This window comes from Gordonia sp. B8661-1 (assembly GCF_059427765.1).
The window spans coordinates 186260-207236 of the sequence record NZ_JCAHRL010000007.1 but is presented as its reverse complement, the minus strand read 5'-3'; the positions used below and the strand labels follow the sequence as shown (position 1 = coordinate 207236).

The following is a 20977-nucleotide window of genomic DNA, read 5'->3' as shown; positions in this document are numbered from 1 at the left end:
ACATGTCGGAATCCGAGCGCCCACCGGTCCTGTTGCTCAATGGTCCGAATCTCAACACGCTCGGGGTTCGTGAGCCTGACGTCTATGGATCGGACACCCTCGCCGACGTGGTCGACCTCGCCGAGCGCACCGCGGCGGAGCTCGGATTGGGTTTACGTGCGGAGCAGACCAATCACGAAGGCCAGATGATCGACTGGATTCACGAGGCCCGCGGCCGGGTCAGCGGCATCGTCATCAACCCCGGCGGCTGGACGCACACATCGGTCGCGCTGGCCGATGCGCTGGTGGTGCCCGAGGTCCCGATCATGGAGGTGCACATCAGCAATGTGCATCGCCGGGAGGAGTTCCGGCATCATTCCTACGTCTCGCCGATCGCGTCGGGGGTGATCGCCGGTTACGGCATTCGCGGCTACGAGTTCGCGATCCGCAGACTGGCCGACCTCCTCGGGTGATATCGCGTGCTGCATATCGAGATCTCGACGACCCCGGACAAGACCGAGGACATTCTTGAGCTCGTGTGCGACGACGAGGCCGTCAGTGCCGTCGGTGTGATGCGCGGGGCATCGGTGAAGCCGCCCGGTGACATCGTGGTCCTCGACATCGCCCGCGAAGCGGTGACCGACCTGATCCAGGAACTTCGTGCACTCCAGGTGCCCGTCGAGGGTTCGGTACGCATCGAGGAAGTCGACACCTATCTCTCCAGGCACGCGCTGGAGGCCGAGCATCGGGCGCCGGGATTCGGCTCCGACGCCGTGGTATGGCCGCAGGTGGCCACGCGCGCGTACCTGGAGTCGGAGCTCAATTTCACCTACCTCGGCTTCATCATCCTGGCGACCGTGCTGGCGGCCATCGGCATCGTGCTCGACTCGCAGATCCTCACCATCGGTGCGATGGTGCTGGGTCCGGAATTCGGCGCGATCGCCGCGATCGGTGTCGCACTGGTGATGCGTCGATGGAACCTGCTGGGCAACGCGATTCGCACCCTGATCGTCGGGTTCGTGGTGGCGATCGTGGTGACTTTTCTCTTGTCTCTGCTGATGCGCGGTATCGGCTGGGTGCATCGTGAGGATCTGGTGCTGCATCCGGACACCGCGTTCATCTATACCCCCGACCGGTGGTCGTTCATCGTCGCGCTGCTCGCCGCGGTGGCCGGCATCCTCTCGATCACCTCGTCGAGGGCGTCGGCGCTGTCCGGGGTGTTCATCTCGGTGACGACGATTCCCGCCGCCAGCAACATCGGTCTGGGCATGGCATTCGGGCAGTGGACGGAGGTACGCGGCTCGGTCCTGCAGTTGCTGATGAACCTGGCCGCGATGATCGTGGCGGGCTGGCTGACGCTGTATGTCCAACGCCGACTGTGGAAGCCGTTCGAGCGCAGGCGGGTGGCCCGCTATCGCGATGTGCAACTGTAGGGTTGCCATAAAGGTGATGGATGTGCAACTATGGGGTTGCACATCAGATCAATCCATCACGCGAAAGGCGACATCATGACACTCGACTTCGACCGGATCGACCGGGAAATCACCATCGACGCACCCGTGGAGCGGGTGTGGGGGCTGGTCAGTGAACCGGGCTGGTTCGTCAACGACAACGAGATCGCCGAGCATCGCGTCGAACGCGACGGCGACATCGCTTACATCGAGGATCCGACGCACGGACGTTTCGCTTTCCGGATCATCACCCTTGACGAGCCCACGTACGTGGCCTACCGCTGGCATATCGACGCCGACGATCTGGACAGTTCCTCCACCCTCGTCGAATTCCGGCTGACCCCGGCGGAATCCGGCACCCTCCTGCACGTCACCGAGAGCGGCTTCGCCTCCCTCGACGAACCGGAGGTGAATCGACGCTCCCGTTTCGACGACCACAGCGAGGGGTGGACTCTCGAATTGGAGCTCGCTGCTTCACATCTCGCGGAATCGGCCAGCCGTGCCTGAATCCCTTGCTGCGCCCATCGACATCTTCGCGGCGCTCGCCGACGACAGCCGCTGGCAGATCCTGGTGGCGCTGTCGTCGGCCCCCGCGTCGGCCTCGACCCTCGCCGACGGTCTGCCGATCAGCCGGCAGGCGATCGCGAAACATCTTCGCGTGCTGGAGGATGTCGGCCTCGTCGAGGCGACGAAGGTCGGCCGCGAGGTGCGCTACGAACCGGTCGGTGCGCGACTCAGTCAGCTCGCCCGCCGCCTCGACGCCATCGCCCGTGGCTGGGATCGTCGCCTGGATCGCATCAAATCGGCCGCCGAGGCCGACGAGTAGGCGCAGCGGGGATCTCGATACGCTGCCTCGCCTGGCGGCTCGTCAGCTACTCGATCAGCGAGGTAACGGAGCCCTCGATCAGCGAGAGCGTCCCCACGCTGGTCGAGTTGGCTGCCGTTGTCCCCACGCTGGTCGAGTAGGCCGCGAGCGCAGCGAGCCGCCGTATCGAGACCAAGCGCCTCAGGACACCTCGAGCGCGCGGCGGGCGGCGTCGGCGACCGGGCCGTCGTGGCGCGGGCCGTGGCCGGGGAAGAGCGTGGTCGCGTCGAGCGTTGTGAAGGACTCGACGGAGGCGCGGGCGGCCGCGACGTCGTGCTGGAAGGCGTTCGACGTGCATTGCGGACCATGGATCGAGGAGATCGGATGGCCGCTGATGAGGGCGTCGCCGGAGACCAGTGCCCCGCCGTCGGCGACGAGATAGGCGCTGTGGCCGTCGGTGTGGCCGTGTGCGGCGACGGGCATCGGCCGCCCGGGCAGGTCGAGTTTCTCCGGGAAGGCCTGGGCGTCGTCGATCCCCTTGCGGCTCAGCACGCCCAGCGGTGCCACCCGTGCCAGCCAGCGCAGAACCCGTGGTTGGTACGCGATCGGCAGGATGTCGGTGGGGCCCGCCTGCTGTAGCAGTTCCCGGCGGGCATGCGCGACCTCGATGGGGTCCATGTACACGGGGAAGTCGTACTTCTCATGCAGGGAGACCAGACCGCCGAGGTGATCGACGTGCGCATGCGTGAGCAGCGCACCCCGGATGTCCTCGGGACGGTAGCCGATCTGGCGGATCGACTCGACCACCGCGCGCGCCTGCCCCGGATAGCCGCCGTCGATGAGCGTGAGGTCCGAGCCCTCTTCCAGCACAATCCAATTCGAGACCTCGGTGTGCACCAGATGAGCCGTGGACGAACCGGTGGGTACGGACGAGATGATCATCGCCGTACCACCAGGACGAACGGTCCGACCTCGGTGACGATGAAGCGCGGGTCGTCGAAGACCGCGCGATCGAAGGTCACGGTGTAGCGCTTGACGTTCGGATCGTTCGGGTACACGTCCTCGGCCAGACGCAGGGAATAGCCGTCGGCGCTGTACCGGAACAGGAAGACGTTCGGCGGCTTCCAGGGTGCTCGGTCGAGGGCGGTGACCAGTTCGTCGGGGGTGGTCAGCGTCGACCAGTCCTCGATGGTCTTGGCGCGTTTGTCGAACTCCGCCAACGGGTTCGCGTAATGCGAGGTGAGTCCCTGGAAGCCCCAGTACGGGTAGATCGACAGGAATCCGTAGTCGGCGGTGAGGACCACGTTGTCGGTCGCGGCGCGGCCGGTCTGCTGGTGGACGAGCCGGTCGATCTCGGGGAAATACGATTCGGCACCCGGCGGACGGCGGTCGGCGCGTTCGCCGTGGCCGTCGGTGTCGGTATAGGCGGTGGTGATCTCGGTGGCCAGGAAGCCGGGAACACCCTGCGCCATCGCGATTCCCGCGACCGTGCACACCGCGCCGATGGCGAAGCGCACGTCACCGAAACGACTGACCAGCCAGCGCGAGATGTCGGCGAGGCCGAGGACGCCCGCGGCTGCGAGGACGGCGTTGAGGGCCGGATCGAGGCGGAACGACAGCAGCGTGCTGCCGATGGCGGTGCCCGTCATCGACAACAGGCACATCAGGTAGACGGCCACGACGGTCGTGCCCAGCGCGAGTGCGATGGTCCGCTGCCGGAAGCGCAGCAGAATCCAGAGCAGCCCCACGAAGGTGAGCAGCCCCATCAGCGTGAACTGGAAGAACGGCAGCGGAAGGATCGAACCGCGTTCGGGCAGATAGTGTTCGGCCGTTCCGCCACTCGCGGGTTCGTTGGTGGCGCGTGCCCACAGGTACGGCGCCCACACGATCAGTGAGACGAGACCGGAGATGGCGCCCACGGCGACGAGGCGTGCGGCGATCGCGCCGATGACACTCCACCGGGCCTTCGACACGACCTTGTCCGGGACGGCCTTGTTGGTGGGGGCGATCCACGCCTGCACCGCGAGATAGAGGGCCATGAGGACCGCCGTGAGGGCGAACAGGCCGGTGTACAGCGTGTAGGAGATCCCACTGATACCGATGAACACACCCGAGGCGATGACCGCCGCCCACGCCGTGCCGGAACGGATTCCGCCCACCGGTCCGTCGGCGGCCCGCGACCGTCCGCGCAACGCGTGCAGCAGCGGGATCAGCATCGGAGTACCGGCCAGAATCAACACGGCGGCATAGGGTTCCGGCGATGCGAACATCAGGGTGAGAACGGTAATCGCGAGGCCGATCGCGATACCGCGATCCGGTCCGACCATCCGATTCCACAGGAGCACACCGATGGCGGCGGCGACCGACATCGAGATGATCGCCCATGGCTTGTAGGCCTCCCAGCCCGGTAGTCCGGCCAGCGCGGCGTAGCGTCCACCGGGCCAGAACCAGCCGGCCGGATAGAACGGCGGCAGATCCAGATAGGTCATGTCCGCGAGCCGCGGGCTGCTGGTGAGGCGCGTCAGATACTCGGTGCGGAACTGCTGGTCGACGGAGAGCCCGAACAAGTAGAGCTTCGTGGCGCCGAGGGGCAACCCGAGCGTCACCGTCACCAGGCCGGCGGTCGCCGCGACGGCGAGAACATTCACCGTGCGGAGCGCGCGCCGGTACCGGTACAGGATCACCGCGACGACCATCACGATGATCGCGGCGACCTGCCCGACCGTGGTGACCGCGCGAGTCACGTTGGAGGAGTTGAACGCCGGCCAGTCGACGGCATCGATGACGGTGAGCCCGACGACCGAGACGACAGCCGCCAGAACGGCGCCGACGATCAGCCAGGCGAGATCACGTACGTGCCGACGTGCAGCCGATGGCCGCGCGACCGGTGAGGCGGTGGACGGTGGCGAGTCAGTCACGGGAGCGGGATCAGATCGGGAGCTTGCGGAAGATCGGCCGCGGGATATGGCGCAGGATCATCATGATGAAGCGGAACGGTCCGGGCGCCCAGACGATTTCCTTGCCCTTGTCGGCGGCCGCGACGGCGAGGCGCCCGACGTCTTCCTTCTCGATGGTCAGCGGGGCCTCGTCGACGTGCGCGGAGAGACGCGTACGAACCTGCCCGGGACGTACGACGAGGACGCGAACACCGAAGGGCCGCAACGCCTCACCGAGGCCGAGGTAGAAGCCGTCGAGACCGGCCTTGGTGGAGCCGTAGACGAAGTTGCTGCGACGCACGCGCTCGCCGGCGACCGAACTCATCGCGATGATCTGTCCGGAGCCCTGCGCCTTCAGCTTCTCGCCGAGCAGCACACCGACGGACACCGCTGCGGTGTAATTGATTCCGACCTCGGTGACCGCGGTCTTCTGATCCTGCCAGGCCTTCTCGTCGTCGGGCTGGATACCGAACGCCACGATGGCGATGTCGATGTCACCGCCGGCGAAGGCCTTGTCGATGACGGCCGGATGAGTCTCGGGGGCCAATGCGTCGAAGTCGATGAGTTCGACGCTGCTCGCGCCCGCCTGCTTCATCTTCTCCTGTGCGGCGGCGGCGGTCGGATCGCCGGGCACGGTCGCCAGGACCACGCGAGCCGGTCCACGGCGCAGGTACTCGGAGGCGATGGCCAGACCGATCTCGGAACTGCCGCCCAGGATGAGGATGGACTGGGGGGCGCCGACGGCGTTGATCATGTGAGGTAGTCGCTTTCGGTTGGGTATCAGGCGAGTTCAGGCTCAGACGAGTTCGAGGCGGCGGCCCATGTCGGACATGAAGACGCCGGTGGGGTCGATGGCGCGGCGCACCGCGGTCCACTCGCCGAGCCGGGGATACATGGCGTGGAAGTTCTCCGCCGACGTCCGGGAGTCCTTGGCGGTGTAGAGGCGTCCGCCCATGGCCATCACCCGACGGTCCAGATCGTTGAGGAACTCCGCGAGCCCCTTCTTGATGGGGAAGTCGAGGCAGACGTTCCAGCCCTTGAACGGGAAGGAGAGCGGCGCCTTGTTGCCGTCGCCGAACAGCTTGATCACATTGAGGAAGCTGACGTGACCCGAGGCCTGAATGTCCTCGATGAGTTTGATGAACTCGGTCTCGTTCCCGGTCGGAACGATGAACTGGTACTGCGCGAACCCGCCACCGCGGCCGTAGGCGTTGTTCCAGTCACCGAAGACGTCGAGCATGTGATAGAACTGCGCCAAATTCTTGACCTTGCCCTCGCTGGGCGGGCCCATGCGGTAGTAGCCCTCGCCGACGACCGAGAAGCTCAGCTTGTTGGCCAGCCCGCGCGGGAAGACGTCGGGGAAGCTGATGAGCGGTTTGTTGTTGAAGCTCAGCGGATCCTTCTGATACTTCGCGGGCAGTTCGTCGAGGCGGGCGAGATTGCCGCGGGAGAAGGTGCCGCGACCGAGCTTCGGCGGCGCGCTGATGGTGTCGAACCAGCCCGACGCGTACTCGTATCCATCCTCGAAACCGTCCTCGAGGTGCAGGTCGATCGTCTCCTGCAGGGAGTTCGTCTGCGCGGTGTCCGCGATGAAGTAGGCGCTCTCGGTGCGCTTCATCTGGATCTTCGCGCGCAGGATGATGCCGGTGAGGCCGATGCCCGCGACGGTCGCCCAGAACAGGGAGGCATCCGGATCGTCGCCGGAACCGTCCGGGGTGAGCGTGAGGATGCGACCGTCGGCGACCAGTAGCTGCATCTCGACGACGTGATTGCCGAAGGAGCCCTGGCTGTGGTGATTCTTGCCGTGGATGTCGTGGGCGATGGCGCCGCCGATGGTCACTTGGCGGGTACCCGGGAGCACCGGAACCCACAGGCCGTACGGCAGGGCCGCCTGCATCAGCTGGTCGAGCGAGACACCCGCGTCGAGGTCGACGGTCGCGGTCTCGGGATCGATGGCGTAGATGCGCTGGAGCTGCGTCATGTCGACGGTCAGACCGCCGGTGTTCTGGGCGGACTCGTTATAGGAGCGGCCCAGGCCACGGGCGATCACGCCGCGTTTGAGGTGATCGGGCTTGTCGGCGTTGTCGTCGGCCACGCGGGCCACGGCCTCCGCGATGACCTCGGGATACGGCGAGGACAGGACGTGCCCGGTGATCGGTGTGGTGCGGGACCAGCCCACGAGCTTGCGGGTCGTGATCGGCAGCAACTCTGGAGTAGACATCGCCCATGAGGGTACCTGTCCCGCCGATCACGACTCGTTCGATGAGCTCATTTTTCCGCGGATCAGAACCGGTGCCGCGATAATCATGACTGCGGCGAGGGCGCCGTAGCCGACGGTCAGGGTGGCCACTGCGGCACAGCTCGCCACGAACAGCGGACCGCCCGCATCGCCGAGCTCGCGGCCCAGTTCGGCGGCACCCATCGTCTGTCCGAGCCGGCCCTCCTCGGTGGAACCGGCCAGGGTGGCAAAGGCCAGTGGCGTGATCAGACCGGTCCCGATGCCGACCAGGACGGCGGCCACGAGCACTCCGACGATCCCGGGGAGCATCGCACCGGCGAAGCCCAGGCCGGTCAGAGCGAGACCGGCGGCGACGCCGTGCCCCGCGGTGAGCCGTCCCGCGTCGAGTGCGCGGCCCGCCCACGGCTGGGCGATCGCGGCACACAGGGCGAGGACCGAGACTGCTGCGCCGGTGGCGACCGGGCCGAGTCCGGCCGCGGCACCCGAGACGGGCAGGAACCCGACGCCGACGGACAGCGCCGCGGTCGACAGTGCGAGTGCAGTGGTGGGCCGTAGGAAGCTGCCCTCGGACAGCCGCCGGGCCAGATCGACGACGGTCTGACGCCGCCGTGGCAGCGGCGCGAGATGCGGCACCGCGATGAACGCCCACACCGCGACCACCAGCGCCAGGACCGCCATCACGATGAACAAGGTGCGCAACCCGCCTGCCCACACGATGGCGCCGCCGACCAGCGGTCCGAGGGTGTACCCGATGCTCTTGTAGAACCCGTATGTGCCGAATGCCTTGCCGTGCTTGGTCTTCGGTGTCATGCGCGCCACGAGCGCACTCGCCGAGGGGGAGAACGCCGAGGCCGCCGCGCCCTGTCCGAGACGGGCGAGCCACAGCCACGACGGATCGTCGACGAGTACGAAGACCGCCGACGCGAGAGCGAAGCCGATCAGTCCGCCGAGCAGCACCGGTCGCGCGCCGATCCGGTCGGCCAGTGTGCCGAAGATCGGTTTGAGGAGTACTTCGGCGCCGTCGTACAGGGCCAGCAGCAGCCCGAGATACAGCAGCGAACCGCCGATGCCGACCGTTTCGCCACCGAGATTCGCGGCGATGCCGTGCGCGCCGAACGCGGTGGTGAAACCGGCTGCGTACAACGGCCATACGGCCGATCGGTTGGTCACGGGCAGTGACGCTACCGGTACGGCGGGATGATCTCGATACATCGGCTCGCTGCGCTCACCGATTACTCGATCAGCGGAAGTGCGCCCCGTTGATCGAACGCTCACCGATTACTCGATCAGCGGAAGTGCGCCCCGTTGATCGAGACCTTCCTCCGCTGATCGAGTAGCTGCCGAGCCGCCAGGCGAGGCAGCGTATCGAGATCCCCGCGCTCACCACCTCTTACGCGACAACCGCGGCAGATCGCCGAAGCGCCCCTCGATGAGCGCGAGTCTCTTGGCACGCGACCAGCCCTGGATGCGCTTCTCCATTGCGAAAGCCTCGGCAACGGACTCGAACTCACGGTGATAGACGAGCCGCACCGGCCGGCGGGTGCGTGTATACCGCGCGCCGGTCCCACTCGAATGCTGCTCGACCCGTGCCTCGATGTCGCGGGTGCTGCCGACGTAGAAGCTCCCGTCGGCGCATTCGAGGATGTAGACATATGCGTTCACGGTCCGACTATCGGTCACGTCTATGTCCGACTCAGCCGGCAGCACAGGGTTATCCACAGGGGGATCTCGATACATCGGCTCGCTGCGCTCACCGATTACTCGATCAGCGAGAAGGCTGCGCGATCAGCGTGGGTCGAGGCCGAAGGAGTCACTCCTCGCTCAGCGTCTTCGCCGCGGCATTGTGACCGGGGATTCCACTGACCCCACCGCCCCGGCGGGCGCCGGCACCGCACAGCAGGAGGCGAGGATGTCGGGTCTCGACACCCCAGGCGCCGACCTCGTCACCGGACTCCGCCCACGGCCACTGCAGGCTGCGGTGAAAGATGTTACCGCCGGGCATCCAGAGCGTCTCCTCGAGGTCCTGAGGCGTCTTGATCTCGATGCACGGATTACCGTTCGCGTCGTGGGCGATGACGTTCTGGATCGGCTCGGCCAGAATCGAATTCACCGACGCCAGGGTTGCGCCCACCGCATGCTCCACGGCGCCCGGCTCGTCGAAGACCTCCGGTGGGGTGTGCAAGCCGAACAATGTCAGGGTGTGTTTGCCGTCGAGTTCCGGCCCGAGGATGGATCGGTCGGACAATGTGTGGCAGTAGATCTCGCATGGCGGCAGTTCGGGCATCACGCCGTGATCGGCCTGCCGCCAGGCGGTCTGGAGCTGATCGTAGGTCTCGTTGATGTGTAGCGTCCCGGAGAACGCGGCCTCGGGGGATACCGATGGATCGAGCAGATGCGGTAGGCGGTCCAGGAGCAGGTTGATCTTGAGTTGCGCACCGCGCGTGTCATTTTCGGTGGCGATGGGGTCGTCGAGGTAGTGATTGATGATCTGTGGCGCACAGGCGGCGTAGATCATCCTCCCCGTGACGGTGCCGCGATCCGTCTCGACCGTGCCGTCGTCCGGGTCCACACCGATGAGCCGAATCCCGGTGTGGACCTCGGCGCCGGCGGCGGACGCGGCCTGGTAGAGCGCACCCGAGACGGCGCCCATGCCCCCGACGGGCACATCCCAGTCACCCGTGCCGCCACCGATCACGTGATAGAGGAAGCAGATGTTCTGTCGCAGTGAGGGTTCGGTGAGGTCGGCGAACGTGCCGATCAGGCCGTCGGTGGCGACGATGCCGCGCACCACGTCGTCGTCGAACCACTCCGAGATGATGTCGCCCAGGGGCCGTGTGGTGAGCATCGAGAACAGTTCCGCGGCGGCCTCGTCGCCGGCGAGGAGGCCGGAGAGGTCGCCGACGGCTCGGAGCGGTTCCGTCATGGTGGCGAAGATCCGCTCGGCGATGCCCTGTGCACGTCCGTAGAAGTCCTCCCATGCGCCGAATGCGTCATCCGATCCGGTTGCCCGCCAGAATGATTCGGCGGTGACGATATCGTCCTCGGCGTCCACGAGAATGCCGCGCGACGGGTCGGACGGCAGCGGTGTGAAGGAGGAGAAGCGGCGTCGGATCAGGCGGATGTCGAGTCCGAGATCGGCGATGACGCGCCGCGGCATCAGGGAGACGAGATACGAGAAGCGCGACAAACGCGCGGGCATTCCGGGGAAGGGGATCGCCGACACCGACGCCCCACCAACGTGATCGGCCCGCTCGAGCACGAGCACCGAGCGTCCGGCCTGTGCCAGGTAGGCGGCCGCGGTCAGGCCGTTGTGACCGGCGCCGATGATGATGTCATCGAAGTGATCGGCGCCGAACCCATGACCGGTCATCGATGATTACCGCAGTAGTCGCCGGAGGAAGGGCGTGGAATCGGGCATCGACGCCAAGACGGTGCCCGAATGGTCCTGCGTCGGATAGACATGCAGATCGACGGACTGGCCCGCGGCCCGCATCTGCGCGTAGAGCGACAACGCCGACGGGGCGGGCACATCGGTGTCGAGGAGTCCCTGGCCGAGGAAGATCGGCCGGTCGTAGCCGGCGAACGGCGTGCCCATGTACTGGACGAGCGCCGGGCGGATACCCGGGATCGACGCGATCGGTGCTCGGAACAGTGAGCGGAGATCGCGTCCGCTCATCAGTGCTCGCATCTCCGGGTAGCAGAGCTGACGGGCCTGCGCGACGATCCGTTCACCGACCGGACTGAGTACGCGCTGCGGTCGGAGATCCGGCCGGGCGTCGATGAAGCCGGCGAGAATGTAGGTGGCGTAGGTGTTGAGCCCGGCGGGCAAGGTGACCGGAGGGAATGTCGGCCCACCGAGGGCGATGATCTGTTCGATGTTCGCGGGCGCCCCGGTGGCCACCACGCCCCGGTAGTCGAGTCCGGAACCGCGCGACAGATCGGTGGCACGACGCGCACCGTTGAGTGCGGCCCCCGCGCCCTGCGACTGCCCGACGATCGCCCACTTCGTCGACAGCGGCAGTCCCAACTGCTGCGCGGCTTTCACCGAGTCGACGATGGAATGAGCTTCGGATGCACCGTTGAGGTAGCTCATCAGGCCCGGAGTACCCAGTCCGACATAGTCGGTGGCGACGACGGCGTAGCCCTGCCGGAGCCAGTGTCCGAGGTAGGCGCGGTCCCGGTCGCTGCGCGGCTGGGCCGACGGCGTGCACGAGTCGCCGAGGCCGGTGGTGCCGTGCGCCCAGGCGATCACCGGCCACCCGCCCCGCGGTGGCGTGCCGGCGGGGATGAAGACCGCGCCGGTGCTGGATGCCATGCGGCCGTGCTGGTTTGGCGTCGAATACTGGATACGAAGGGCGCGGGCCGCGCCCGGTAGCGACAGCGACGGTGCCAGCGGCACCTGCGCCATGAGGGTTCCGGGCCGCGAGGGAATCGGTCCCCGGTAGTCGCGTACGTCGAGGCCCGACCAATTCGGACGGCCGGTGCTTTCGGGCGCGGCGGCGGCGGCCCCGGTGCCGACGATCAGCGCTGCGGCGAGCGCGGCCGCGGCCACACCACCCCGCCACGACCGGCTACGGATGCGGGACCTCATGAATCCCGAGAGTAGACCAGCCGCAAAAAGCCCCGCGCCGAATCGGCCATCCCGTTTCATCCATTGGGGTAACGAAGACAACAAGACGAGCGAAATTCCGCAGCCTCGACTTATGGTGGCTTTGTGGACACCCCAACAGTGGAGTTGAACAACGGTCTATCGATTCCCCTGGTCGGTTTGGGCACTTCGGGGATGTTGGGCAGGCCGAATGTGTCCGCCGTGTCGTCGGCGATCCGGGCGGGCTATCGATTGGTCGACACCGCGACCAGGTACAGCAACGAACTCAGCACCGGGATGGGGATCGCCGAGTCGGGTGTTCCGGTGTCCGACATCGTGATCCAGACCAAACTCGGCGGCGGCGACCAGGGCTACGACGAGGCCATCAACGCAGCCAAGGAAAGTGCCCGTAGGCTCGGCGTCCCGCGCCTCGACGTGTATCTGATCCACTGGCCGTGCCCGACGCTGGGCCGCACCGTCGAGTCCTGGAAAGCCCTGCTGACGCTGCTCGACGAAGGGTTCATCCGCACCGCGGGTGTGTCGAACTTCCGTGAACATCATCTACAGATGCTGTTCGACGCGACCGGACGCTGGCCGTCGGTGAATCAGATCCAATGCTCACCCGCGTATGCCCGGACCGAGTTGCGCGAGTTCATGACCGACAAGGGGATTCACGCGCAGGCCTGGCGGCCGACCGGACGCAAGGACGGGTTGCTCAGCGAGAAGACCATCATCGAGCTGGCCCGCAGGTACGGGAAGTCGCCGACGCAGATCGCGTTGCGCTGGGCGGTGCAGAACGGCATCGGCGTGATCCCGAAGTCGTCGCATCTGGGGCGTCAGATGGAGAACGCCGACCTGTTCGACTTCGTGCTCGAACCCGACGACATGGCTGCCCTCGCCACCCTCGATCGCGGCGAGGCCGCCGCCCGGGATTCGGATATCGACGAGGAGTTCTGAGGGCTGCGTGACCAGGTGAGCTGAGGCCACGGTGGTCGGCGGACTAGGGTGGCAGCGTGTCACGACCCGATCCCGATGAGGACAAGCGCCATCACGAGGACTTCCGCACCCGGCATGCGCCGATGCCGCTGGAGCTGCCCCTCGACGATGAGGAAGCGTCGACGAATGTCGACCTGAAAACGCAGCTGATCCGGTTCGTCATCACCGGTGCGGGCTCCGGCATCCTCGATTTCGGTCTCACGATCCTGCTGCAGGATGTGGTGGGTCTGGCGCCGTGGCTGGCCAAGGCGATCGGGTTCATCGTGGGCACCACCACGGCCTACCTGATCAACCGCCGCTGGACCTTCCGCGCCGAGCCCAGCGCTGCGCGCTTCGCCGCGGTGGTGGTGCTCTATCTGGTCACCTTCGCGGTGAACGTCGGCCTGTACGCCCTGTTCGTCCACCTGTTCCCGGGTGGCTTCATCTATTCGCTGATCGCCTACGTCATCGCGCAGGGCACCGCGACGGTCATCAATTTCGTCGTGCAGCGCGCGGTGATCTTCAAGATCCGCTGATCACCCATTGACCTTCGCGATCACGTTCTCGCCGTACCAGTTGAGGTGATCGATCTTCTTCTGCAGCGGCTCGGTGTCGGGGCCCATGATGTAGGGCAGTCGGAAACCGACGATCACGTCGGTGATGCCCTTGTCCTCCAGTCGCTTACAGCCATCGACGGTGTAGGCGTCCATGGAGATCACGTGGATCTCGAACGGATCGTTCTCCTTGCCCTCGGCCTTGCGGATGTCGGCGATCTTGTCGAGCAGCGCGTCGAGCTCCTCGGGCGGGCCGCCGCCGTGCATCCAGCCGTCGCCGCGCACCACCGCACGTTTCAGGGCGAGATCGGCGTGCCCGCCGACGAGCAGGGGGATCGGTTCGGTCGGTGCGGGCAGCATCCGGGTCTTCGCGATGTCGTAGAACTCGCCGTGGAACTCGAAGTACTCCCCGGTGGTGAGTCCGCGGATGATGTCCATGCATTCGTTCATCCGCTTGCCGCGGCGCGCGAAGTCGACGCCCATCAGTTCGTAGTCCTCGGGCCACGGGCTGGTCCCCACGCCGAGAGCCAGACGGTTATTCGTCAGGTAGGCAACGGATGCGGCCTGCTTGGCCACCAGGGCGGGAGGCCGGATCGGCAGCTTGAGAACGAACGGGGTGAAGCGGATGGTCTCGGTCACCGCACCCAGCGCGGCGGCCTGGATGAACGTCTCGATGAAGTCCTTGCCGTCGAGGAACTCCCGATTGCCGTCCGGCGTGTACGGGTAGGTGGAGTCCGACTCGTACGGGTAGGCGACCGAGTCCGGGATGGTGAAGCCCGCGTACCCGGCCTTCTCCGCCGCCTGCGCCAGCGGCGCGTAGTAGCTCGGATCCGTCATGGCTTCGGCAAAGGTGAACCGCATCGTGCTCCTCCGGTCGCGGGTGGCGCTGCTCACCACAGAGTAGAACACGTTTCAGTTTTGTCCAGGAGTGATCTCGATACGGAGCCTCGCTACGCTCGGCGCGTATCGAGCTCGGGAACCAACTCGCAGATGTCAGGGAACCGGTGTGAGCATGCGGTGTGGTTCGTGGAGGACGCGGGCGACCGGATCGTCACGGCGGGCGGAGTTGTGTCCGGGTGCCGGCCGGACGACGAGATCGTCGACGGGCGGGATCGCGCCACAGGCCGGGCAGCGTCCGGCGGCGTCGATGTCGGTACCGCAGGTGACGTGACTGAACCGGCGTCCGGGATGGTCGCCGGGCAGATGTCGCTCGCCCCAGACGCCGAGAGAATAGATGATGGGCCACAAGGCAAGTCCCGCGTCGGTGAGTCGGTATTCGACGCTGCGGCCGACCGGATGGCGTTCGAGCACGCTCGCGCCGACGAGTGTGTCCAGGCGTTCGGTGAGCACGGCTCGTGAGATGTCGAGATGTGCGAGGAAGTCGCTGAAATAGCGGACACCGTAGAAGCAGTCACGCACGATCAGCAAGGTCCATCGTTCGCCGACGACCTCCAGTGCTCGTGCGAGGAAGCATCCTTGCCGTTCATAACCCGATCCCAGAGCCATGACGAAATGATACGGCAACAAGTCTGTTCATCAGACCGATAACCTGATAGGAATGGTCTGGTGACCAGACTTGTAGAGGTGGCCGGTGGATCGACCTACCGCGCGACCCTCACGATCGTCGTGGTCAGCACGTTCGTCTCGATGCTGGCCTATGCGGGGCCGCTCGGTAACGCGGTGACACTCACCCGTGCCTTCGATGCCTCGCCGGCCGGTGCCACGTGGATTCTCGCGTCGATGAGTGCGGGCCTGGCCGCGACCCTGCTGGTGGCGGGAGCGGTGGCCGACCGGGTCGGTGCGCTACGTGTCTTTCGTTGGGGTGCCGCAGTTTTCACCGCGGCGAACATCATCTGCGCGGTCGCGACCACGACGCCGGTCTTCGTCGCGGCGCGTCTGGCGGCGGGATTCGGGGCGACGGGGCTGATCGCGACCGGACTGAGTCTCACCGCAGCGGTGGCCGCGCATGACCGGCATCGCGCCACCACCGCCACCGGCTGGAGCGTCGCCATGGGTGCGGGGATCGCCCTCGGGCCGCTGCTCACCGGTCTTCTCGACCTCGTAGACGGCTGGCGGTGGTTCTACGCGCTACTGGCGGCAGGCGGCGCGGGGATTCTCCTGGCGGCCAATCGGTGGCTGATCGGGCTGCGCACCGTCACCACATCGAGGCGGCTCGACCTCGTGGGCTTCATCCTGCTCACCGCGTTGCTGGGCACGCTGGTGGCCGCCATCGTGGAGATCCGTGCGTCGGGTCCGCGTGTTGCGGTGATCCTCTTTCTGGTCGCGGGCCTCCTGGTCGTCGCGCTCATCGCCAGTCAGCGACTCGGAACCGCCCGCCTGGTCGATCCGTCGCTGTTCCGTCACCGTCAGTTCCTCGGTGCGACGATCGCGGGCTTCGGCACCGGGCTGGGCGTGATATCGGCGATGTCCTTCTCCGCCACCGTCATTGTCGCGGGGCTCGGCGAGTCGACGCTGAGGTCGGCGGCGGTCCTTGCCGCCTGGTCGGCGACGAGTGCGGTGGCCGCGCTGGAGTTCGTCCGGATCTCCGGGCGGTTGAGCGGGGCGACGCAGTTGATGCTCGGCCTGACCGGAGTGGCGATCGGTCTGGCGGCGCTCACAGGCCTGTCCGACGGCGACAACACAGTCCGCCTGTTGCCCGGAATGTTCCTGTGCGGCATCGCATCCGGACTGCTCAACACGGGACTTGCGCGACAGGCGGTGGCCACCGTGCCGGTGGACAGCGCGGCCATGGGGGCGGGTGCGAACAACACCGCCCGCTACCTCGGGTCGACCGTCGGCGTGAGCGTGGCGAGCGTGATCGCCACCGGCGGCGGCATCGTGTCCGGCTGGAACGTCGTCGCGATCCTCGCCGCGGTCGTCTCGGCCGTCTGCGCGCTGATCGTCGGTGTGCTGTGTCGCTGACGTGTCGGCCGTGGAGCGGATCTCGATACGGAGCCTCGCTACGCTCGGCGCCTACTCGATCAGCGAAGAACGGGTCTCGCTACGCTCGGCGCCTACTCGATCAGCGGTCCGAGGGGCGGCGGAAACGCTCCCGGCGGCCGAGGCCGCGCAGGCGCATCCATTCCAGGAAGCCCTTCGGATCACGTTGCTGCACAAGGAAATACCAGCCGAAGCGGGCGTACTCCTGGGGGAGTAGCTTACGCATCCCGGGCTGACTCATCAGGTAGCCGCGGTTGCGGTAGGTGAAGAACCGTTTCGTCGCGTTGTCCGGGTATTGAGTGTGCATGCGGCCGCCGAGGATCGGACGGAATTCGTCGGAGCCGTCGGGATGCAGGTAGCCGGCGGTGAGGCAGGTGCCGAAGCGCAGTCCGGATCGTTGCAGCCGCCGGTGGATCTCCACTTCGTCGCCGCGGAAGAACAGTCGCAGATCGGGCACGCCGACGTATTCGAGTGCGCGCGCGGAGAAGAGCGCGCCGTTGAAGAGCGATGCGATGCCCGGAAGGAGATCATCGGAGTGTGCTTCACCGTCGGCGAAGAGCTCGGATCGCTTGCGCCGCCACGTCAATCCGCGCCGCAGCGGGAAGGCCAGGGTGTCCGGATCGTCGATGTTGGCGACGACCGGTGACACCTCGTCGAGGTCGTGGCGCTGCGCGCATTCCAGAAGCGTCCCGAGGACGAGCGGGCCGTCGGGTCGGCCGTCATCGTCGGCGCACCACACCCAGTCGGCACCGAGGGCGAGTGCGTGCAGCATGCCCAGCGCGAAGCCGCCCGCGCCGCCGAGGTTGCGTTGCGAACCCAGGTACGTCGTGGGAATGGGCTGTGCGGCAACGAGTTCGGCCACCCGGGGTTCGTCGGCGTTGTCCACGACGATCAAATGGTCGACGGGGCGCTGCTGACTCGAGACCACGGCCAGCGACTCGGCCAGCAACTCCGCGCGACGGTGGGTGACGACGACCGCGATGACCCGTTCGGTGGTCACGACTCCTTGGCCTCCAGGTCCGCGAGCACCTTGCGGACGTGCGCGCCCGCGGCCGGACCCTCGTAGGCCTCGACGACCTCTTCGATGCCGCCCTCCATGCGAACCTGGCCATGGTCGATCCACAGTGCGCGGTCGCAGAGCTGCGCCAGGAATTCGTTGGAATGGCTCGCGAACACCAGGATTCCTGAGCGCTCGACCAGAGCTTGCAGGCGGACGCGGGCCTTCTTCATGAACTCGGCGTCGACGGCGCCGATACCCTCGTCGAGGATCAGGATCTCGGGGTCGATGCTCGTCACCACGCCGAGCGCGACACGGACCCGCATGCCGGTCGAATAGGTGCGCAGCGGCATCTGCAGATAGTCGCCGAGTTCGGTGAACTCCGCGATGTCGTCGATCTTCTTGAGCATTTCCTTGCGGCTCATGCCCAGGAACATGCCGCGGATGATGATGTTCTCGTAGCCGGAGATCTCCGGATCCATGCCGACGCCGAGGTCGAAGACCGGTGCGACGCGGCCACGGATACGGCAGGAGCCGCGTGTCGGCTCATAGATCCCGGACAGCAGGCGCAGCAGAGTCGACTTGCCCGCGCCGTTGTGCCCGACGAGGCCGATCCGATCTCCGTGCCGCAGATGGAGATTGATGTCCTTCAGCGCCTCGACGACCACCACATTCGAGTCGGTGGACCCGATGACGCCGCCGGCCGCCCCGATGACGGACTTCTTCAGTGAACGGGTCTTCGCGTCGAAGATCGGGAAGTCGACGCAGGCGTCCCACGTGTCGACCCGGACCTCGCCGGTGCTCTTGCCAGTTGCCATGTCGTCCGCCCTACACCCAGTACGCCACGCGGGCACGATAGTTACGCATCACCAGCAGCGCCATCAGGAAGCCGACGGCGGTGCAGCCCAACACGATTGCCCAGTGATAGAAGGCGACGTCGTTGCCCAGCAGTGAGCCTCGGGAGATCTCCAGGTAGTGATACATCGGGTTGATCTCCACCAGCTTCAGTCGCGACGACGACTCGCCGCTGGTCTTGCCGAGGCTGTGCGTGGTCCAGATGATCGGCGTCATGAAGAACACCAGCTGCACCACGGTGGTCAGCAACTGACCGATGTCGCGGAAGCGGGTCGACAGAATGCCGAAGACGATGGACACCCACACCGAGTTCAGCACGAACAGCATCAACGCGGGGATCACCATCAGTTGTGTCCACGTCATATGCGGCGGGAAGATGATGAAGATCGCCACGATGATGACGATGTTGTGCATGAAGATGATCAGCTGCCGCCACACCACCCGGTAGACGTGCACGCTGACCGGCGCCGGGATCTGTTTGATCAACCCCTCGTTCTTCGCGAACACCTCGGCGCCGTCGAGGATCGAGCTCTGGATGAAGTTCCAGAAGATGAAGCCGAGCGCCACGTACGGCAGGAAGACCTTGATGTCCATGCCGAACAGCTCGCCGTAGAGCAGGCCCATAGCGACGGCGGTGACACCGGTGGCGACCGTGATCCACAGCGGGCCCAGCACGGAGCGCCGGTAGCGCTGTTTGATGTCCTGCCAGCCCAGGTGCAGCCACAGCTCCCGATTCGCCAGTCCCTCGGAGAGGTCCTGGAACGCACGTTTGAAGGTGCGGGAATCGGAAACCTCCGGGCGCGCGGGGGTTTCTTCGTCGACAACCGATGACACGAGGAGCCAGCTTACTGACACACGGCGGTCACAGATACTGGCCGGTGCTGGGACCTTGATGTCCCGGCCCGCCGGGCATGCCGGGCGGCAGCGCGCCTTGCCGCATTTGTTCGAGTTGCGCCCGGGCGGCCATCTGTTGAGCGAACAGCGCGGTCTGAATGCCGTGGAACAGACCTTCGAGCCAGCCGACCAACTGTGCCTGCGCGATGCGGAGTTCGGCATCCGACGGCGTGCCGTCGTCGGTGAAGGGCAGCGCCAGGCGTTCGAGTTCCTCCCGGAGTTCCGGGGCGAGCCCGTCCTCGAGTTCGCGGATTGACGATTCGTGGATCTCCCGGAGCCGGTTGCGGCTGGCCTCGTCGAGCGGAGCGGCGCGTACCTCTTCCAGCAGCTGCTTGATCATGGTGCCGATACGCATGACCTTCGCCGGCTGCTCCACCATGTCGGCAACGCTCTTGTCGTCGCCGTCGCCGTCGGCCGCGGTGTCACCCCCGACGATGACGATCGGTTCCTCGTCTCCGGCCGGTGCACCGGGGATGCCTGCTTGCGGGTCCTTGCCTCCGAACGGTCCTGTCATGAGCCCCATTGTGCCCCGGTTGGGCCGAAGGCCACGTCTAAGGTGTCATCCATGGCCTTCGACGTCGCACACGTGCGTGGACTGTTTCCCTCGCTCGGCGACGGCTGGATTCATCTTGATCCGCAGGCAGGCATGCAGATTCCGGACTCGGTCGCCAGCGCGGTGTCGGCCGGCTTCCGTCGGCTCGCCTCGGCGCCCGGCGGGGTGTATCCGGCGGCGCAGGCGTCGGCCGAAGTACTCGACGGGGCGCGCCGTGCGATCGCCGATCTGGTGGCGGCCGAACCGTCCGGCGTCGTCCTCGGATCGTCGCGGTCGATGTTGGTGGGCGGACTGGCCGAGGCGATCGTGCCCACGCGCTGGCTCGGCGCCAACGTCGTCCTCAGCAGGCAGGACGACGAACCCAACATCGCGCCGTGGCTCCGGGTGGCCGATCGTCTCGGCGGCCAGATCCGGTGGGCGGAGATCGACGTGGAGACCGGGGCGTTGCCCGCCTGGCAGTACGACGACCTGATCGACGAGCGCACCGTGCTGGTCGCGGTGACCCTGGCGTCGTCGACGCTCGGTTCGATCACCGACGTCCGGGCGATCGCCGAGAAAGCGCACGCCGCGGGTGCGCTGCTGGTCGTCGATGCGACGAGCGCGGCGCCGTATCTTTCGCTGGACATCAAGGCGCTGGGTGCCGATGTGGTGGTGGTGTCCGCGGAACGCTGGGGTGGTCCCCGGGTGGCCGCGATGGCCTTCGCCGACGCGTCCACCATCGACACCCTGCGGTCCATCTCCAGTGATCCACGCGCCACCGGCCCGGCACGACTGGAACTCGAACCGCATCAGGGTGCGTTGCTGGCCGGGGTCGTCGCATCCGTGGAACATCTCGCGAACCTCGACGAGGCGGCCATCGGCAAACGGAGGCGGCGACTCGTGACCGCGCTCGACGGCGTCTACGAATACCTCCAGCGCCTCACCTTCTATCTGACGACGACGCTGCAGCACCTCAATCAGATCAGCATGGTGGGCACTGTGGAGGACCGCATCCCGGTCGTCAGTTTCACCTTCGACGGCGTGCCGGCCGACCGTGTCGTCCGGAGGCTGGCGGGCAACGGCATCTGCGCCCTCGCCGACGTGCCCAGCCGTGCGCTGGACCGGATGGGCGCGCGGGACTTCGGTGGAGCCGTCACCATCGGACTCGGACCGTATTCGACTCCCTACGAGGTCGATCACCTCGTGCGTGCGCTGGGCTCACTCGGCTGACG

The 20977-nt window shown here is 66.5% G+C and carries 22 protein-coding genes; 8 read left to right on the top strand and 14 right to left on the bottom strand.

Features of this window, described 5'->3' with window-relative positions:
- Positions 1–2: 2 nt before the first annotated feature.
- The 4 genes from aroQ (at position 3) to AC4JJG_RS15885 (ending at position 2256) form a co-directional block, all read left to right on the top strand.
- Positions 3–452: a type II 3-dehydroquinate dehydratase gene (gene aroQ / locus AC4JJG_RS15900; protein WP_495398484.1), complete on the top strand. Its 450-nt coding sequence runs from the start codon at positions 3–5 to the stop codon at positions 450–452.
- A gap of 6 nt (positions 453–458) precedes the next feature.
- The gene (locus tag AC4JJG_RS15895; RefSeq protein ID WP_495398485.1) at positions 459–1412 is read left to right on the top strand and encodes a DUF389 domain-containing protein; all 954 of its coding nucleotides are present in this window, start codon (positions 459–461) and stop codon (positions 1410–1412) included.
- 75 nt (positions 1413–1487) lie between these two features.
- Positions 1488–1937 carry an SRPBCC domain-containing protein gene (locus AC4JJG_RS15890; protein WP_495398486.1) on the top strand — a complete coding sequence of 150 codons (450 nt, stop codon included), beginning with the start codon at positions 1488–1490 and terminating at the stop codon, positions 1935–1937.
- Entirely contained in the window at positions 1930–2256 is a 327-nt protein-coding gene (locus tag AC4JJG_RS15885) for an ArsR/SmtB family transcription factor (protein WP_495398487.1), read from the top strand. The genes AC4JJG_RS15890 and AC4JJG_RS15885 overlap by 8 nt, the downstream gene beginning before the upstream one ends.
- Positions 2257–2436: 180 nt before the next feature.
- Here the strand turns inward: AC4JJG_RS15885 and AC4JJG_RS15880 are convergent, their stop codons facing one another.
- From AC4JJG_RS15880 to AC4JJG_RS15845, 8 genes are all read right to left on the bottom strand, one after another.
- Positions 2437–3177 (bottom strand): MBL fold metallo-hydrolase, encoded by a 741-nt coding sequence (locus AC4JJG_RS15880; protein ID WP_495398488.1) that lies wholly within the window; start codon positions 3175–3177, stop codon positions 2437–2439.
- Positions 3174–5153 carry a galactan 5-O-arabinofuranosyltransferase gene (locus AC4JJG_RS15875; protein WP_495398489.1) on the bottom strand — a complete coding sequence of 660 codons (1980 nt, stop codon included), beginning with the start codon at positions 5151–5153 and terminating at the stop codon, positions 3174–3176. Before AC4JJG_RS15875 ends, AC4JJG_RS15880 begins: the two co-directional genes overlap by 4 nt.
- Before the next feature lie 10 nt (positions 5154–5163).
- Entirely contained in the window at positions 5164–5925 is a 762-nt protein-coding gene (gene dprE2 / locus AC4JJG_RS15870; RefSeq protein WP_495398490.1) for a decaprenylphospho-beta-D-erythro-pentofuranosid-2-ulose 2-reductase, read from the bottom strand.
- 42 nt (positions 5926–5967) lie between these two features.
- Entirely contained in the window at positions 5968–7392 is a 1425-nt protein-coding gene (dprE1, locus tag AC4JJG_RS15865; RefSeq protein WP_495398491.1) for a decaprenylphosphoryl-beta-D-ribose oxidase, read from the bottom strand.
- A 27-nt stretch (positions 7393–7419) separates the two neighbouring features.
- Positions 7420–8580, bottom strand: coding sequence for an MFS transporter (locus AC4JJG_RS15860; RefSeq protein WP_495398492.1), 1161 nt, complete (start codon positions 8578–8580; stop codon positions 7420–7422).
- A 210-nt stretch (positions 8581–8790) separates the two neighbouring features.
- Positions 8791–9072: a GIY-YIG nuclease family protein gene (locus tag AC4JJG_RS15855; protein ID WP_495398493.1), complete on the bottom strand. Its 282-nt coding sequence runs from the start codon at positions 9070–9072 to the stop codon at positions 8791–8793.
- Positions 9073–9220: 148 nt separating this feature from the next.
- On the bottom strand, positions 9221–10780 hold the full coding sequence (locus AC4JJG_RS15850) for a phytoene desaturase family protein (protein ID WP_495398494.1): 1560 nt from the start codon (positions 10778–10780) through the stop codon (positions 9221–9223).
- Positions 10781–10786: 6 nt separating this feature from the next.
- Positions 10787–12001, bottom strand: coding sequence for an alpha/beta hydrolase family protein (locus tag AC4JJG_RS15845; RefSeq protein WP_495398495.1), 1215 nt, complete (start codon positions 11999–12001; stop codon positions 10787–10789).
- Positions 12002–12124: 123 nt separating this feature from the next.
- Between AC4JJG_RS15845 and AC4JJG_RS15840 the strand changes: the two genes are divergently transcribed.
- The gene (locus AC4JJG_RS15840) at positions 12125–12955 is read left to right on the top strand and encodes an aldo/keto reductase (RefSeq protein WP_495398496.1); all 831 of its coding nucleotides are present in this window, start codon (positions 12125–12127) and stop codon (positions 12953–12955) included.
- A 56-nt stretch (positions 12956–13011) separates the two neighbouring features.
- The gene (locus tag AC4JJG_RS15835; RefSeq protein ID WP_495398497.1) at positions 13012–13509 is read left to right on the top strand and encodes a GtrA family protein; all 498 of its coding nucleotides are present in this window, start codon (positions 13012–13014) and stop codon (positions 13507–13509) included.
- Here the strand turns inward: AC4JJG_RS15835 and AC4JJG_RS15830 are convergent, their stop codons facing one another.
- On the bottom strand, positions 13510–14388 hold the full coding sequence (locus AC4JJG_RS15830) for a TIGR03619 family F420-dependent LLM class oxidoreductase (protein WP_495398498.1): 879 nt from the start codon (positions 14386–14388) through the stop codon (positions 13510–13512).
- Between the two features lie 132 nt (positions 14389–14520).
- On the bottom strand, positions 14521–15033 hold the full coding sequence (locus AC4JJG_RS15825; protein WP_495398499.1) for a winged helix-turn-helix transcriptional regulator: 513 nt from the start codon (positions 15031–15033) through the stop codon (positions 14521–14523).
- A 60-nt stretch (positions 15034–15093) separates the two neighbouring features.
- Here AC4JJG_RS15825 and AC4JJG_RS15820 point away from each other — a divergent pair, with 60 nt between their 5' ends.
- Positions 15094–16449, top strand: a complete 1356-nt coding sequence (locus tag AC4JJG_RS15820) for an MFS transporter (RefSeq protein WP_495398500.1) — start codon at positions 15094–15096, stop codon at positions 16447–16449.
- A gap of 100 nt (positions 16450–16549) precedes the next feature.
- On the opposite strand, the gene glfT1 is transcribed toward AC4JJG_RS15820, so the two are convergent.
- Genes glfT1 through AC4JJG_RS15800 form a run of 4 tightly spaced genes read right to left on the bottom strand, consistent with a single transcriptional unit; the run spans position 16550 to position 19727 of the window.
- On the bottom strand, positions 16550–17467 hold the full coding sequence (gene glfT1, locus AC4JJG_RS15815) for a galactofuranosyltransferase GlfT1 (RefSeq protein WP_495398501.1): 918 nt from the start codon (positions 17465–17467) through the stop codon (positions 16550–16552).
- Positions 17464–18282, bottom strand: coding sequence for a galactan export ABC transporter ATP-binding subunit Wzt/RfbE (wzt, locus tag AC4JJG_RS15810; protein WP_495398502.1), 819 nt, complete (start codon positions 18280–18282; stop codon positions 17464–17466). The genes glfT1 and wzt overlap by 4 nt, the downstream gene beginning before the upstream one ends.
- Positions 18283–18292: 10 nt before the next feature.
- On the bottom strand, positions 18293–19153 hold the full coding sequence (gene wzm / locus AC4JJG_RS15805) for a galactan export ABC transporter permease subunit Wzm/RfbD (RefSeq protein WP_495398503.1): 861 nt from the start codon (positions 19151–19153) through the stop codon (positions 18293–18295).
- 28 nt (positions 19154–19181) lie between these two features.
- Positions 19182–19727 (bottom strand): bacterial proteasome activator family protein, encoded by a 546-nt coding sequence (locus AC4JJG_RS15800; RefSeq protein WP_495398504.1) that lies wholly within the window; start codon positions 19725–19727, stop codon positions 19182–19184.
- Positions 19728–19778: 51 nt separating this feature from the next.
- Between AC4JJG_RS15800 and AC4JJG_RS15795 the strand changes: the two genes are divergently transcribed.
- Positions 19779–20975 carry a cysteine desulfurase-like protein gene (locus tag AC4JJG_RS15795; RefSeq protein ID WP_495398505.1) on the top strand — a complete coding sequence of 399 codons (1197 nt, stop codon included), beginning with the start codon at positions 19779–19781 and terminating at the stop codon, positions 20973–20975.
- Positions 20976–20977: the final 2 nt, after the last annotated feature.